This window comes from Pseudomonas sp. 3-2, from assembly GCF_019710535.1.
Classification (GTDB): domain Bacteria; phylum Pseudomonadota; class Gammaproteobacteria; order Pseudomonadales; family Pseudomonadaceae; genus Aquipseudomonas; species Aquipseudomonas pharyngis.
The window spans coordinates 5,205,424-5,220,796 of record NZ_CP081200.1 but is presented as its reverse complement, the minus strand read 5'-3'; the positions used below and the strand labels follow the sequence as shown (position 1 = coordinate 5,220,796).

The 15,373-nt window shown below is 58.6% G+C and carries 10 protein-coding genes; 3 read left to right on the top strand and 7 right to left on the bottom strand.

The window, feature by feature from the left end:
- Nucleotides 1-128: 128 nt before the first annotated feature.
- From K3819_RS23605 to K3819_RS23595, 3 genes are all read right to left on the bottom strand, one after another.
- The gene (locus K3819_RS23605; protein ID WP_221398056.1) at nt 129-2,201 is read right to left on the bottom strand and encodes a TerD family protein; all 2,073 of its coding nucleotides are present in this window, start codon (nt 2,199-2,201) and stop codon (nt 129-131) included.
- Nucleotides 2,202-2,435: 234 nt separating this feature from the next.
- Entirely contained in the window at nt 2,436-6,668 is a 4,233-nt protein-coding gene (locus tag K3819_RS23600; protein ID WP_409348358.1) for a membrane-targeted effector domain-containing toxin, read from the bottom strand.
- 284 nt (nt 6,669-6,952) lie between these two features.
- On the bottom strand, nt 6,953-10,030 hold the full coding sequence (locus K3819_RS23595) for a membrane-targeted effector domain-containing toxin (protein ID WP_221398054.1): 3,078 nt from the start codon (nt 10,028-10,030) through the stop codon (nt 6,953-6,955).
- Between the two features lie 31 nt (nt 10,031-10,061).
- Between K3819_RS23595 and K3819_RS23590 the strand changes: the two genes are divergently transcribed.
- The 3 genes from K3819_RS23590 to tadA are packed head-to-tail and all read left to right on the top strand — an operon-like array spanning nt 10,062 to nt 12,101.
- A complete protein-coding gene (locus K3819_RS23590) occupies nt 10,062-10,214 on the top strand; it encodes a hypothetical protein (RefSeq protein ID WP_158090085.1) in 153 nt (50 codons plus the stop codon).
- A gap of 13 nt (nt 10,215-10,227) precedes the next feature.
- Complete coding sequence (locus K3819_RS23585; protein WP_221398053.1) at nt 10,228-11,604, top strand: multicopper oxidase family protein; 1,377 nt, start codon at nt 10,228-10,230, stop codon at nt 11,602-11,604.
- Nucleotides 11,604-12,101, top strand: coding sequence for a tRNA adenosine(34) deaminase TadA (gene tadA, locus K3819_RS23580; RefSeq protein ID WP_221398052.1), 498 nt, complete (start codon nt 11,604-11,606; stop codon nt 12,099-12,101). The genes K3819_RS23585 and tadA overlap by 1 nt, the downstream gene beginning before the upstream one ends.
- A 123-nt stretch (nt 12,102-12,224) precedes the next feature.
- On the opposite strand, the gene cmoB is transcribed toward tadA, so the two are convergent.
- The 4 genes from cmoB to K3819_RS23560 form a co-directional block, all read right to left on the bottom strand.
- Nucleotides 12,225-13,181: a tRNA 5-methoxyuridine(34)/uridine 5-oxyacetic acid(34) synthase CmoB gene (gene cmoB / locus K3819_RS23575; protein ID WP_064599221.1), complete on the bottom strand. Its 957-nt coding sequence runs from the start codon at nt 13,179-13,181 to the stop codon at nt 12,225-12,227.
- On the bottom strand, nt 13,178-13,885 hold the full coding sequence (gene cmoA, locus K3819_RS23570; protein ID WP_234420636.1) for a carboxy-S-adenosyl-L-methionine synthase CmoA: 708 nt from the start codon (nt 13,883-13,885) through the stop codon (nt 13,178-13,180). Before cmoA ends, cmoB begins: the two co-directional genes overlap by 4 nt.
- A gap of 228 nt (nt 13,886-14,113) precedes the next feature.
- Nucleotides 14,114-14,599, bottom strand: a complete 486-nt coding sequence (locus K3819_RS23565; RefSeq protein ID WP_221398051.1) for a hypothetical protein — start codon at nt 14,597-14,599, stop codon at nt 14,114-14,116.
- A 123-nt stretch (nt 14,600-14,722) separates the two neighbouring features.
- Nucleotides 14,723-15,373 (bottom strand): lysoplasmalogenase, encoded by a 651-nt coding sequence (locus K3819_RS23560; RefSeq protein WP_221398050.1) that lies wholly within the window; start codon nt 15,371-15,373, stop codon nt 14,723-14,725.

Below are 15,373 nucleotides of genomic sequence, written 5' to 3'. Positions count from 1 at the left end.
TCACTGAGGTGCAAGAGGGGATATAGAAAATGCCAGTCAGCTAAGCTGACTGGCATTTTTGTTTTTGGGCGGAAAGTGCCGAGGCAAGAGTTGCCGTTCCAAATGAATGGCAAAGACACGTGCAAGTGTTAGAGGAACTGTGCCCGAATTAAATCCGTATCGAACGGCGTTATCCCTTGATCAGGTGCAAACACCGCTTGTGCCTGCTGCGGCGAAGCCACTCGTTCGCCTCGTGCTCGTACATGCAAGTCGAACAGCGTCTCCAGATCAGGTCGTGGTGTATGTACCAAAGCCCGCAGCATCAAAGATATTCCGCTGAGGTTGTTCCCGACATTGTTCCACCGGGGAGCAGCGGTCAGTCCAAGGTCGGCCCAGATCACGCGTCGCTCTCTCAAGTCCATCACAAATGGCAGACAGATCTGTGTGTCGGATGCGATATCGATTCGATCGAACACGGTTCGCGGCTCGAATACTTCGCCCGATGCCGTATCGGTGCGGGCCATCCAGCCAGCGAAGCATTCTGGAAGATCGCAGTAGGGCTGCTGGGTGTACGAGTTGATGGACGTGACGACATAACGAATACCCTTCTCGACGAGGACTTCAAGGTCGAGGTCGATGAACTCCGAAGCCCCTTCGGGTGCGTCGACGATGTCGCCGCTATGGCAGTCGCCGTAATCTCTCAGGTTGTAGTACGCAACCGTTTCCTTGAACACGAAGTCGACATCGAAGAATGCGGCGGACAGATCGATGTCCGTACGTGAACGACCGTTTTTCCACCACAGAAAAAGGCGAATGAAACGTGTGTCGGGCATCGGCAATCGGCTGCCCCGCACCAGTGTCCGTAGCGATTTCGAAGAAGCGCGTTGTGCCAACGGTACCCTGTATTCGCGTAATTCTGAATCGATGTAACAGCGACCCAATAGCGGCAGTGTCGCAAAGCGCGTTATCAGAGCGTCCTCGCAGATTCGGGCTGCACGAGCTAGCACTGCGGGTGCGAGAGGCTCTCGGTCATCCTTGATGCCATAGATTTTCGCGAATGAACCTTTCGGTGTGAACGCCCGAAGTGGCAGGGGGCGCGGCGCACGTGACTGGGCCAGCAACTGCAGCAGGACAGGCGAAGACACTTGTGGTGCAACAATCTCGAACGCATCGAGAACCGACTCAGGTTCCGTCGCGCGCCGCAGGGTCGCGTCCAGCCGTCGTGCGAACTCACCGGGACGGCTCTGTAGCACGGGCACAAGCTTGGCAATATCACGCTGGGCGAATAATGTTTCGACACGTGAACCAAATGAGGCAGGCGCTTCGTTGCGACGTGCTGCGGTAATGGCGGCCAGCGCTCTTGGGTACTTATCGGGGTAGTCACCCGGATGAAGTACTTCAGCCAGGCGTTTCCATCGCTCGGCTTGCCGCATCACGTCTTCTGTAGCGTTGGGTATTCGATCGAGCAGGCTCAACAACAGACGGCGCATCGAGCGCTTCATCGCGTTGAAACGTGTCGAAGCTGTTGCCAGTGACACGTCTCCTCCATTCAACGCGATCGCAAGTCGTAGCACGTCAGTCGCTGTTTCGACGTTTTGCTCCAGGAATGCATCCACCCGAGCATCGCCAGCGACATACAGGATCAGTGCGCCGCCAACCTGTGCCCGGATCTCCCGGAACGGGACGACGTCAGGCAGCAGGCGGAACACATCACTTTTGTAGTGACGGATAAACCAGATGACATCGGCAGTTTCTTCTTCGCAGAGTGATGTGCGAGATGAAACCAGCGGCTCCAAAAGTGACTCGAACTCGGGGATGCTTCCCGATTCGATAACCCAGGGTACGAGCTTGCCTTCCAGCAATGGAGGTCGAGATTCTTCAGTCGCTGGTAAACGTCGAAGCGTGAGGTAATGCATGACGGCGTTGAGGTACAGATCGGCCTCCGAGGCCGTCAGAATCTGCTCAGGAAAGTCAGGATAAAACGGCCGGTGGTGCACATGAGCGCCACTCCTGCGCCGAAGAACTCCGACAATGTCACGCAACCAGTACTTAAGTTCTGTCGCCGACAACAGGCCGATTTGTTTAATCAGAGGCTCTGACAGTACGCATCGGAACGCCGCGATTTCCCGGACAGCCGACGCGACCTGAGCGCGCGTGGCGCCGCCAGTGCCCATCGGGACGTGAACTTTGCTCCGGCGACGCAGGTACAGCTCCTGATTCATTCTTGATTTTCTCCTTGGGTCGCCGTCGTGAGCTAGCTGCAGGATCATGTCTACAGCCGATATGAAAACGCCTGCTGGGAGCAGGCGCGGTGTGGAGAGCGGAACCCCTAGTTCGGAGGGTTTAGAAGGAAGGTGTTCCATAGCCACGCCGGCATTCTACGGAAGGTTTTTGCTTTTTGTCAGGCTGTTGTGCCTATCAACAGTAACAAGCTACTTCTGCCTTTTTGTTGCCGCTTACAAAGGCCCGTGCCAGCCGGCCAGGGTCAGGCCCCGTTCGTTCAGCGCCTTGAGCAAGGCTTCGACGCTGCCGAAGCGCTTCTCATGGAGCGTGGGCCAGGCGGGACGCTCGATAAAATAGCGACCGGATTCAAAGTGGATCGGCGTACGTGCAATCACGTTGTCGCGACCGCGGTGCAGAAGCAGCGTTTCGCGGGGCTCCTGTTTCAAGGTGTACATCCCCGGACGACTCAGCAATTGATCGATCTCCTTTTTCGTCCCGGCTTTCCACGGTGTTTGCACTTGCAGGCGGATATCACCTTGTACGCGGCCGGTCGGATTGCCGTTATGGTCAAGAAAAGTCTTGCCAGGATCCGGTTCGAATCCACGAGCCTCGCCGTAGCCGACATCCTCGATGCGCAGGCCGACGGCGTCTTCCAGCTCACTGACCCCTGCGACGCCCTCGAAGGTATTGGAGTGTGAATTGCCCATGAGCGCGGCCCATTTGTGCGGGCCGCGTGCGGCCTGGTCGGCCTCGATGATCGTGTGGGCGAAGAAGTTCATCATCTTCTGGCGGATTGTCGGGTCGAGGCCTCGCATGCCTTCCAGTCTGTAACTGGCCATGCAGTCGATGGCTTGGATGCGCACGCCGTGGCGGTTGGCCTCTTTCACCAGATTGAGAAAGGTGTAGCGCCGTGTCGGGTCGGTCATGTGACCCTGGTCGAGGCTTTCCAGATAAAGCTCAAGGTCCTGGGACATCACGGAAGTCCTGGCGAAGTTGTCCAGGGCTGCCTGATGGAAGTCCGTGAGCAGGTGTTCCATGTAAAGCGTTTTCACACCTTTGCGGGCCAGGGTCGGCATCTGTTCGATGAGCCACTGTTTACTGCCGATATCGGCATGGCTCTCACCGATGACCAGCCCCTGGAACCGAGCGAGCAATTGTTCGATGAATGACTCGGCTGTCACGGTCGGGTCTACAGTAGGCAGGACCGGACGCGGACGTAAGTTCAGCTCTGCGAAAAAATGCGTGGCTGCTTCACGCAGCTGCCTGCGCAGAGCCCTGAATGCGTTGAGGGGGGAGTGACTGTCGAGGCTCTCGAATGCATCGCCCAGTATGCGTTCATTGCCGATGATGGCGGCGTTCTTCAGTTCGCTGCGAAACGGCTTGGGAATGTCATAGGGCGAATGGGTGACAGCGGTGTCAGTCAGCGGCATTTCAGGAGTGGCCAACGTACCTGCGTCGGCAGGTTCGATGCCTGGGGTTTCTGGCGTTACCATCGGATCTATTCGCACCCGTTTGAGCGTCAAGCCTTCATCTGCCAGCGCTTGTGTCAGCTCATGCACACTGTCGAAATGACGGCCGCTGACTGTCGCCCATCGGGGGCGAACGATGAAAAAACCTCCGGCATCCTGCTGGATCGGCGTATGTACCAGCGTCCCGTCGCCGCTGCGGTGGACCAGCGTGGACGGTTCCTGAAGCATGAACATGCCTCTTGCGGGCAAGGCCTCTTCCAGCGTGCGGGCGGAGGCCAACGGGGGCGGCGCATTCAATTGCAAACGCATGTCGCTTTTGATCAGATCGATGGGGTTGCCCAACAGGTCCCGCACCTTCTTGCCCGGGTCGGTCGATAACACGCCAGCCTTGCCCACGGGCAGTTCTTCGATGCGCAATGAAGCGGCACCCTCCAGCTCGCTGAGTCCGGCGACCTTGTCGAAGGTGCTGGCGCGTGTCTCATCTACCAGGGCTATCCAGCGATGGGATCCTCGTGCTGCTTGATCGGCCCGGATCACCGCGTCGGAAAAATAATTCATCATCTTCCGGCTGCTGACCTCGGAGGTGTTCTCCATATTCGGAAAGCGGCGGCTGGCCATGCAATCGATAGCTTGTATGCGGATATGGTTTTTCTGGGCGGCTTTCACCAGTTCCGTGTAGGAATGGGGGCCGGCAGGATCGGCAGCGAATCGGGTGTCGAGGGCTTTGAGATAGTCCTCAAGTGCGGGTGGCAGCTTGCCAGTCTTGTGGAACAAGTCCAGTTCCGCCTGATGGAAGTCGGTCAGCAGATGATCCAGATACAGGGTTCTGACCTTCTGTTTGTTCAGTGCCTTGAAGTTGTCGATCAATACACCACGGGCGCCTGAGGCGGCGTTGTCCTGACCGAGCACCAGCCCCGGGACTTCCTTGAGCAGACGCTTGGTCATCTCCGCGAAGGGTTTTGCAGGCTTGAGTGGTGGTAGGGCTGGACGCGGAGGCAGATTCGGGGCGCTGAACGAGTCGATGGAGGCGTCATACAGGCTGCGACGCAGCATCTTGAAGTCCTGATAAACATTGTCGCCTCCCTGCAGGGTGTCCAGCGCAAAGTCATCGGTCTGGCCTTGCGCTACCCAGCGCAGCGTCGCTCTGTAGGGTTGAGGAATGTCATACGGCATGGGTTGCATCGCCACTTCGGGCAGCGGATCGGCAGTATGTCCCCAGGGCCAGTCGCCGAATATTTTTCCGCCTCCCCTGAGGCCTGGGCGTGCGACAGGTTGCCACTTGAGTGCTTCGTTCAGGCGCACCGGCACGTTGCGATAAAACGAATAGGGATTGCTCGGATCGACGATAACCCAGCCGCGCATCTGCTCGACGTAGCGCACCTGGTAGAAGCCGTCGGATCCGGCACGGCGCATATAGATGTAATGCTTGCCGGAAGCGGTTTGAATGATCCCCTGCAGTTTCGGATTGCCGGTCTCCATCCGGGTGCTTTCGCCGATTTCGGTCTTGAACGATGCGAGAAAATCCTCCGGTGCCGCAGGCAATACCTGTTTCGGCGCGATCTCGGCCAGCGTTGGCAGCGGCGAACGGGCCAGTGCCGCTTCGGCGAGTTTTTCTTGCGGTGAGATGGACAGCGCCGTATGAGCGAGTTCTTCTTCCGGTTCGATGAATGTTTCGGTTTCGGCAATTTCGGGCAGAAGCGCGCCGCCCTTGATGAAAAGGGCGTTGAACACGGTATCGATGGCCGTGAATATCGCCCCGGTCACGCCAGTCTTGCGCGCCTCTGGCGTCTTGCCATTGACTGCCTGGTCGATCTGCAGGCCAACGTTGGCGATGCCTGCACCGACCACCGCCAACGCCACCGGCCAGCCAACGGCTGCCATGGGACCGAACATGCGATTGAAAGCATTCAGATAGCCGACCCACAGTTTTTTACGCAGATCGCCATTGGAATGCATCATGAATTCCCCATCGCTGATCATGCGGGCGTGGGTGGCGGTTCCCAGAAAAGTGAACACATCGGTGGTCAGTGCATTGCCTGTACGGGCGACGAGGGAGTGATCGTCGCTGTCCCAGGTACTGACCAAGAGATCCAGCGCATGATTGAGTCCGACATTCTCGATATGCGGGGCGCGCCACAGTTCCGAGACGACTCCGGCGAGCGGGCCTAGTGCCCAGAGCCATCGCCGTTTCGCGACCGCACGCCATGATGTGTCTTCGATGATGTCGTGATCGGCGACCTGGAAATGCGCCATGAAGCGTTTTCGATCGGAAGGTTTTCTGATTTGCGACAGCACCCACCAATGCAGGTCGCGAGCGTTTTGCAAGGCATGCACCCCCCAGATTTCCCCCGGTACGTAAAGGATCACGCCGCCATGGCCATCGGTGATGCACAGGATGTCGGTCGCGACGAAACCGCCGATTTTCAGCAGGCCGATCCGCAAGCCGTCAGCCGGCAGGGCTTCGTCTTCGAGCATCTGGCGGGTGACCGGCCAGCTCACATTGCCGGCGACCGCTTTGACGGCCGTTCTGAAGTTGTCATCCGACAGCCGACCACTTTCACGATCCTCCATGGCCTTTGCCAGAAAGGTGCATTTGGCCAGGGCCCTGAAGGTCTTTGCCTGTTTGCTCCAGAACGCATCGACTTTTTTCCGGTAACGATCGGCAAAGTTGATTCCCCAGAACGCTTTCAATACATCACTGCTGTGCAGGCGTACCTCGTTGCTCTCGTTGTAGGTGCCCGCCTCCGGTCCTGCGGTGTAGAAACCGGCATCGGCGTCGAGCAGGTCGGCGTTGTCCTGGTCGTGAACGCTGAATCGCTGGATCACCAGCTGTGGCAGGGTCATCGATTCACGCGGAGTTTCGAACAGGTGCTCCCAGCCTGTGAACGTTCGAGAGCTGCTTTGTGCTGCGTGAAACCGATGCCAATAAACCTGTTCGGGTTCCAGGTGAGCGAGGTCATGTCTGGCGAGGATGTCCTTGGCGATGGCGCAGGCCATTTCGTACATGTCGGGGCAGGCCGCGACCAGTGTCGGCACCAATGCCTTGAGCGCCTTCCGGTCGTCGGCGTTGGGCAGGGCGATGTCTTTTGTTGTGTCCACAGTCTTTCCTTGAGCGTGGTGGTTGAAAAAACACCGCGATCATTTCAAGTGCAGGCACGACACGTCTGTCAGCTAGGGTGACGATTGATTGTCGTATTTGGGGAAAACCGGATAGGAAAACTCCGCAGCGAACGAGCGATCCGTAACCCGGGCGGGTCGAAATTGACCCGCCCGGTTTCCGATCAAGCTGGAAGACGGCTTTGGAGTTGCAGTCCCATCTGCTTCAGTGCGCTGGATAACTGTTCAAGATTATCGTAGGGAACGCGGTTGACCGTCCCCCAGGATGGTCGATCAATGTAGTAGCGCCCATCCGCGAAAGTCTGAACGGGGGTTTGTACAACCTCGCCCGTCTGGCTGCGGTGAAACAATCGGTAGACCCCTTCGAAACGATCGAAAACATACATGCCTGCGCGATAAAGCAATTGATGGATCTGCAACTCGCTGCGGCTTACCAAAGGCGCTTCTGCGCGCAATAGCAGATCGGCGAAATGGGTATCGACGGTTCCGCGCAATGTCTGTGTCTGTGGATGGGGGCCGCGTTCTATCGCAACGCCTGGGTCTGGCTCAATGCGCTCGCCCTGTCCCGGATCGACTTCCTCGATCCGAACGCCGATTCCACCTTTCAGTTCGCTGATACCGGCCACCCCCCTGAACGTATTGGTATTTTCGACTCCCGTCAGCACCACCCACTTGCCAACGTCATTCATGGTCTCGTCGATGAACATGATGTCGGCTGTCAGGTGGGTGGTCGCCATCTGCTGTTCAGGCAGCGTGAGCGCAACGGGTTTTTTGTAGGTCGCCGCACAATCGGTGGCCTGGACCCGAATACCGTTTTGTCGGGCCGTCCTGACCAGCGCCAGTTCGTCAAACTGCGCTGCGGGATCGGTGCCGAGCCGGCTCAGGTACAGTTGCAGGTCTTCGGACATGACGCCGGACCTGAAGTAGTCATTCAGTTCGACCTGGGCAAAGTCATTGAGCAATCGACGTAGGTAGAGTGTCTTGACTCCATTGCGCGCCAGCACGGGCATGTTCTGGATGATCAATCGCATGCTGGTGATACGGTCCGGGGTCTCGCCAATGACCAGGCCGGGCGCTTCTTCGAGTGCCTGTGCAATGAAGTCGGCGAAGGTCGTCGAGGGCGTGACCGCCGGAATCGGCGGGCGTGGAGGCAGGTTCGCCCATGGAAGGTTGCCGAAGAAGCGTCTGGCGGAAGTCAGGAGTGCGCTCGCCTTGTCGGCGAAATACAGCGCATAACGGTCTGGAGCGATAAACCCGCCATCGGGACCAATCTGCAGACGGACATGGGTTTCGCGCAGTTGCAGCGCCCAGCGTTTCAGCTCGAGCCGTCGTGCCCCGGCAACGTCGTAGGGCGTCTGGACCTGATGGATCGCATTGGAGGTCGAAGGCTGGGGTTCGGCAGGGGGTGGGGCAGGTGAAGCGACGGGTTCTACGAGCTGCGCGGATTCCTCGGGTGTCGGCTCGAGCTCGTCGAGTTCCAGTACCACGTCTACGGTGCATTGTTTGCCGAGGCATTGACCGCCGCCCTTGAGGCCCAACTGAGTCATGCGCTCCCAAACCCCTTCGTCATTCAAGCGCACCGGCATTGCATGGATAAGCTGATTGGGTCTCACCGGATCGACGATCGCCCAGAATCCGCCGCCCTGTGAGTCGGTGAAGTAGCGGACGTAATAAGCCGTGTCTTTCAAGACGATGGCGTAGGGAGGGTCGGCATTCAGCCTGTAGATACCCTGAAACTTGCCAGTCTCGGATACCGGTGTCAGACCTTCCAGCAGTTCGTTCGATCGATAGTGTGGAGGAATCTCAGGCACCTGCACGGTTTCAGGCGCTGTCGAAGACAACTCCTCCAGGGCTGGAAACACTTCATTCGGATGTTCCGGCTCCAGTTCGGTTGCCGTATCGGCCTCAGCCATTTCTCCGGCCTCGACGGCTGGCGATGCACCATCGAACTCGGCAAGAAACGGCAGGTTGAACAACGCATCGATACCACTGACGATTGCTCCGATCACTCCATCCTTGCGCTCCGCGGTAGTCTTGCCGTTGACCGCCTGATCAATGTTCAGCCCCATGCTGGCGAGGCTGGCGCCGATCACCGGCAATGCCACGGGCCAGCCGACGACGGCCATCGGACCCAGTACTTTGAGACCGGCGCTCAAGTAGCCGATCCACAGTTTCTTGCGCAGATCGCCATTTGAGGTCAGGGAAAGGTCGGCTTCAGCGAACATGGCGTTGCGGGTGGAATCACGAAGCCAGCTGAACGCGTCCTCGCTGACTGCCTGTTCATTCTGATTGATAAGGTGATGATCGCCGTGCCCCCAGGTGGCGACCAGGCGATTCATCAGATCGCTGATGTTCTCGGTCATCGAGTGCCGGTCGGCCAGCGGGAAGTGTTTGAGGAACAGCTCGCGCGGCGCGTTTTCGTTCAGTTGTTGCAGAGCCCACCAGTGCAGCTCGTAAGGTGTATTCAGTACATGGAATGCCTGAGTGTCTCCGGGGACGTAAACGATATGCCGCCCCTTTGAATCGATGATGCGCAGGATGTCCGTGGCGACATGACCGGCGATATCCAGGGTGTAGACCTGCGCGCCATGGACGCCCCCGGTTTCTGTTTGCAGGGTGTGCAGGTCGACGGGCCAGGTCAGCGGGCCGATGACCGCATTGACCACTGTCAGAAAGTCATCGTCACTCAGGTGACCGAGCTCCCGCGCTTCGACGGCTTTGCCGAGGAAGCTGCATTTTGCCAGGGTGCGGAACTCGCCGGAGTGGTTGTTCCAGAAGGTTTGCAGTTCGTTGCGGTAACGCTCGCTGAAGTTGATGTCCCAGAACGCCCTGAGCACCTCGTTGCCGTGCAGGCGAACCTCGTTGGTTGCATCGAAGTTTTCGGCGTCAGGCCCTGCGCTGTAAAAGCCCCCGTACAGATCCAGCAAGTCGGCATTGTCCTGATCGGTGACTCGGAATCGCTGAATCACCAGTTGCGTCAGGGTCAGGCTCTCATAGGGTTTTTCACCATAGTGCTGCCAGCCGGTGAAGGAGACGGACAGGCTCTGCGCGGTTCTGAACCGGTGGTAATAGACGTGATCGGGGTCGAGGCCGGTGATGCCGTGTCTGGTCATCAGCTCTGTGGCGACCTGACGGGCCGTGTCGTTCAGGCTCGGGCAAGCGGTGACGACCTGCGTGGCCATGTGCCCGAGGGCGGCCTTGTCGGCGGCGTTCGGCAGTGTGCGGGTTTCTGCTGGGTTCATTGGCTCTGATCCTTGAGAAGAGAGCTCGAGAATGAGCCGTTCGTTCCAGGACAGTGCGGTACATATGTACCACCCGCAGGTGAGCGAATCTGCGGCCATCCGCCGCGTCACCCTTACTGTTTCCCAGGCGCAGGTGTATCGTATTCGCCTTTTGCGGGCGCCCTGGCCTGCGGCTGATCTGTGAGGTAGTTGTGTCCATGTCCTTTTCCCGTCGACAAATCCTCGGTGGCCTGGCCGGTCTGGCAGTGGTTGGCGCGGGAGCCGGCGGCGCGACGCGTTACTGGTTGGGCAAGGTTGCGGATGCCAACGCCGGTCACGACTACGAACTGATCGCCGCGCCACTGGATGTCGAGTTGGTGCCAGGGCACAAGACTGAAGCCTGGGCCTTCGGCCCGTCGGCACCGGGCACCGAATTGCGCGTGCGTCAGGGTGAGTGGCTGCGGGTGCGCTTCATCAACCATCTGCCGGTGGCGACGACCATTCACTGGCACGGCATTCGCCTGCCGCTGGAGATGGACGGCGTGCCGTACGTGTCGCAACTACCGGTGCTGCCGGGCGAATACTTCGATTACAAATTCCGTGTGCCGGATGCCGGCAGCTACTGGTATCACCCGCATGTCAGCAGCAGCGAAGAACTCGGTCGCGGGCTGGTTGGGCCGTTGATTGTCGAGGAGCGCGAGCCGACCGGATTCAAGTACGAAAAGACGCTGAGCCTGAAGAACTGGCACATCGACGACGAGGGTCGCTTCGTCGAGTTCAGCATTCCCCGTGAAGCGGCTCGTGGCGGTACGGCGGGGCGGTTGTCGACCATCAACGGTGTGCCTTCGCCGGTGATTGAGTTACCGGCGGGGCAGATCACCCGCGTACGCTTGCTCAACCTCGATAACACGCTGACCTATCGCATCAACATTCCCGGCGTCGAAGCGCAGATCTATGCGCTGGACGGCAACCCGGTCGAGCCGCGCCCGTTGGGCAAGGAGTACTGGCTCGGTCCCGGCATGCGCATCTGCCTGGCGATCAAGGCACCGCCGGCCGGTGAGGAACTGTCGCTGCGCAATGGCCCGGTGCGTCTGGGCACCCTGCGTTCGGTGGCCAACAATGATGCGCCGACCGACTGGCCGAAAGCGCTGCCGGCCAACCCGGTGGCCGAGCCGGACCTGGCCAATGCCGAGAAACTCAACTTCAATTTCGAATGGGTCGGGTCGGTGTCGGTGAATGTCGACAACGGCAAGCCGCCGAGCCTTTGGCAGATCAACGGCAAGGCCTGGGACATCACCGACAAGACCTGCGCCGATCGGCCGATCGCCAGCCTGAAACTGGGCCAGAGCTATATTTTCGAACTGAAGAACATGACCCAGTACCAGCACCCGATCCACCTGCACGGCATGAGCTTCAAGGTGATTGCGTCGAACCGGCACAAGATCGTGCCGTACTTCACCGACACCTACCTGCTGGGCAAGAACGAGCGCGCGCAAGTGGCGCTGGTGGCGGATAACCCGGGGGTGTGGATGTTCCACTGCCACGTGATCGACCACATGGAAACCGGCCTGATGGCCGCCATCGAGGTGAAGTGATGCGCCAGATTCGCCCCGCGGCGATCATCGACCGCAGCCGAGACCGCGACTTCATGCGCGAGGCGCTGGAGTTGGCGGCCCAAGGCGCGGCCCTCGGCGAAGTGCCGGTGGGTGCGGTGCTGGTGCAGGACGGCGAGATCATTGGTCGTGGTTTCAACTGCCCGATCAGCACCAGCGATCCCAGCGCACACGCAGAAATGGTCGCGATCCGCGCCGCCGCGCAAGTGGTGGATAACTATCGTCTGCCGGGCAGCACGCTCTACGTGACGCTGGAACCTTGCAGCATGTGCGCCGGGCTGATCGTGCATTCGCGGGTTGCGCGGGTGGTGTACGGCGCGTTGGAGCCCAAGGCCGGGATTGTGCAGAGTCAGGGGCAGTTTTTTACCCAGGGCTTTCTCAACCATCGAGTGTTGTATGAAGGTGGGGTGTTGGCGGATGAGTGTGGGGCGGTGTTGACCGAGTTCTTCAGGGCGCGGCGCGCGAAACCGGCAGACTGAACACAAAACCAATGTGGGAGCGGGCTTGCTCGCGAATAGGGAGTTCCAAGCGACATTGATGTACCTGACACACCGCCTTCGCGAGCAAGCCCGCTCCCACAGGTTTTGTGGTGTTTGGAAGATTTACTTCTTCGCGACAATCACCGCCCGCATCGGCGCCGGCAGTCCTTCGATCGTCTTGCTGTGATCCTCAGGATCAAGGAAATCGCTCAGCGACTGATACTTCATCCACTCGGTCCCGCGCTGTTCTTCAACGGTGGTGGTGCTGACATCCACGCATTTCACATCGGTGAAACCGGCACGACGCAACCACAATTCCAGCGCCGGCACCGACGGCAGGAACCACACGTTACGCATCTGCGCATAACGGTCTTCCGGCACCAGCACCTGATGCTTGTCGCCTTCAACCACCAGCGTTTCCAGCACCAACTCGCCACCTTTCACCAGGCAATCCTTCAGCGCCAGCAAATGCTCGATCGGCGAGCGGCGGTGATAGAAAACACCCATGGAAAACACCGTGTCGAAGCCTTCGAGGTTTGGCGGCAGGTCTTCGAACGGGAAAGGCAGGTGCCAGGCATTCGGCTCTGACAGATAACGCTGCACCGCCTGGAACTGGCAGAAGAACAGCCAGTTCGGATCGACGCCAATCACGCTGTCGGCGCCGGCACCGAGCATGCGCCACATGTAGTAGCCGTTACCGCAACCGACATCGAGGATGCGTTTGCCCTTCAGATCCAGATGCGGAGAGACCCGCGACCACTTCCAGTCCGAGCGCCATTCGGTGTCGACGTGCACGCCGAACAGATCGAACGGCCCCTTGCGCCACGGCGACAGCCCCATCAGCGCGGTGCGCATCTGGGCGCGGGTTTCGTCGTCGCAATCGGTGTCGAGTTTCAGGCCGTCGAGCAGGTCGACTTCGGTTGGCTGGATCTTCGGCAGGGCGTCCAGCGCACTTTGCCAGCGCTCGAGATCGCCGTGGCCCTTCTCCATTTTCTTGTCGAGCTGCACTTGCAGGGTGCTGGCCCATTCGGCCAGCGGCGTGCCGGCCAGACGGCGGGCGAGGGGGGACAGATCAATCATGGCAAGGCAATCAACGAGGCAAAGTTAAGACACTGGAACCACGGCACGACTTTCGAGAACCCGGCGGCCAGCAGGCGTTCGCGGTGTTCTTCGAGGCTGTCGGGCTTCATGACGTTTTCGATGGCGCTGCGCTTCTGGGCGATTTCCAGTTCGCTGTAACCGTTGGCGCGCTTGAACGCGACGTGCAGATCGGTCAGCAGCGCATGTTCTTCGGCATCGTTGAAGCGCAGCTTCTCCGACAGAATCAGCGCGCCGCCCGGCAGCAGCGACTGGCGGATGCGCGACAGCAACGCCGTGCGCTGTTCCGGAGCAATGAATTGCAGGGTGAAGTTCAGCGCCACTACCGAGGCCGGTTTGAAGTCGAGGGCGAGGATGTCGCCTTCGATCACCTCGACCGGCAGCAACTCCTGGAACATCGAATCCTGACCGTTGAGGTACTCGCGGCAGCGCTCGACCATCGCCGCCGAGTTATCCACCGCGATCACCCGGCAACCGTCAGTGCGCACATGGCGACGCAGGGCTTGGGTCACCGCACCGAGCGATGAGCCGAGGTCGTAGAGCACGCTGTTCGGCTGGGCGAACTGCGCTGCGAGCACACCGAGATTTTCCACGATGGTCGGATAACCCGGCACCGAGCGCTTGATCATGTCCGGGAACACCCGCACCACGTCTTCGTTGAAGGCGAAGTCAGGCACCTGGGCCATCGGCTGGGCGAAAATGCGATCGGGTTCTTTGCTCACGGCGGTTCCGGCGGTGTCGATGAAAAGGCCGGCATTTTAGCCAAACTGACGCGCAGATGCGCGGGTTGTCTGATAAAACGTGGGAAACCGCAGAGGATGTGAAGAGGGGCTTGGCGGCGGGTAAAACCCGAAAAGTCTGATGAATGACCAAATCGAAAAGGGACGACTGGTCATTCATTGTCTAGCGCCAGATCATAAAGCGCGTGTGAAGATATTTATTTGTGCTTCGCCTTGTACGCGCAGTTCTTCGGTCCTGTTGTCTTTGCCTTTGAAATCAAATTGGATCAGGCAGCGCAATGCCTTGGAGTCGTTTGAAATGACTTCGACATTAACAGTGCCGCTCTGTGCTTCGTAGGTATAGGAAGTTGTATAGTTTCCATTGGATGCATTTTCATAATACTCGAATTTTTTAAACGGAAAGTTCTCATCAGATGGCTTGTAACTTCCCGATTGGATGTCTTTGGGGAAAATCAAAAACATCCCTTTTTTGGAATCATTAAAACCAGTCTCGTATGACCGTGCAATAAGTGCGATATCATCGCTTGTGTAGTCCTCGAAGTACTGAATGTTTTGAGAGCGGAAATCCACGCGGTTTGAAATCGATGCTTTAAAATCGCAGTTGACAGATACAAAGGGTTCTGCCGCATTCGCCGATGCGCTATTTTTGAATACGTTCATGGTTCTCTTCCTTGTTTTGCATTTGGGGTTGATTGATGCCAAGGGAAGAGTAATCAGGGAGCGAAAACTGAGCCACTGTCAGATCTGACAGTCTTTTATAACGTATCGAAATTAAGGTTATTGCTATGGAAACTGTTTGAGTCGTTCGCTTTTATTAAAGGCCGAAGCAGCAATACCCCATTGGCCCAGCCAATAGCTGAGGATGATGATGTACGGCGCAGTGTGGAACGGCGAGACGAAACGGTTGATGCCAATCACGCTGTCGGAGAACACAAATGCCAGTGCGCCCGCAGCCGCCAGTAACGCCGAGCGTTTAGGCACAGCAGTTCCCAAACGGGCGAGTGCGCGCCACAGCATCGCGCTGACCGCCGTGCCGTAGACGATGACGGGAAACAGTAATGGCCCCAATCCGTTGGAAACAAGAATCCCGAGCAATACTGCTTCGACGCCCAAGGCGAGAACCAGCGGCAGCAGGGCCAGGCGCCGGCAATCGCTGAGGTAAGCCTTGAGGTACGCCAGATGCGCCAGCAGAAACGTACCCAGACCAAACACGAACAGGTCTCCCGGCCACGCCAGCAATACATCGCCGACTAGCGAGAAAATCAGGCCGAGGCTGATCCAACGCCGATAGTCGCTGGGTGGCGCGTCATGCAGCCAGCCAAGCAACGCCAGCACCGGCAACGGTTTGACCAACAGACACAGCAGCGCCGCATGGGTGCTGAGGCCATAGAGAAAGGTCACTGCACCCATCAGCGCGAGGATCAGCCAGCCCAC

Bases quoted from the DNA above. Each gene is read 5' to 3' on its own strand.
- K3819_RS23605 (WP_221398056.1), bottom strand. From the start codon at position 2,201: ATGAATCAGGAGCTGTACCTGCGTCGCCGGAGCAAAGTTCACGTCCCG.
- K3819_RS23600 (WP_409348358.1), bottom strand. From the start codon at position 6,668: ATGGCCTGCGCCATCGCCAAGGACATCCTCGCCAGACATGACCTCGCT.
- K3819_RS23595 (WP_221398054.1), bottom strand. From the start codon at position 10,030: ATGAACCCAGCAGAAACCCGCACACTGCCGAACGCCGCCGACAAGGCC.
- K3819_RS23590 (WP_158090085.1), top strand. From the start codon at position 10,062: ATGAGCCGTTCGTTCCAGGACAGTGCGGTACATATGTACCACCCGCAG.
- K3819_RS23585 (WP_221398053.1), top strand. From the start codon at position 10,228: ATGTCCTTTTCCCGTCGACAAATCCTCGGTGGCCTGGCCGGTCTGGCA.
- tadA (WP_221398052.1), top strand. From the start codon at position 11,604: ATGCGCCAGATTCGCCCCGCGGCGATCATCGACCGCAGCCGAGACCGC.
- cmoB (WP_064599221.1), bottom strand. From the start codon at position 13,181: ATGATTGATCTGTCCCCCCTCGCCCGCCGTCTGGCCGGCACGCCGCTG.
- cmoA (WP_234420636.1), bottom strand. From the start codon at position 13,885: ATGGCCCAGGTGCCTGACTTCGCCTTCAACGAAGACGTGGTGCGGGTG.
- K3819_RS23565 (WP_221398051.1), bottom strand. From the start codon at position 14,599: ATGAACGTATTCAAAAATAGCGCATCGGCGAATGCGGCAGAACCCTTT.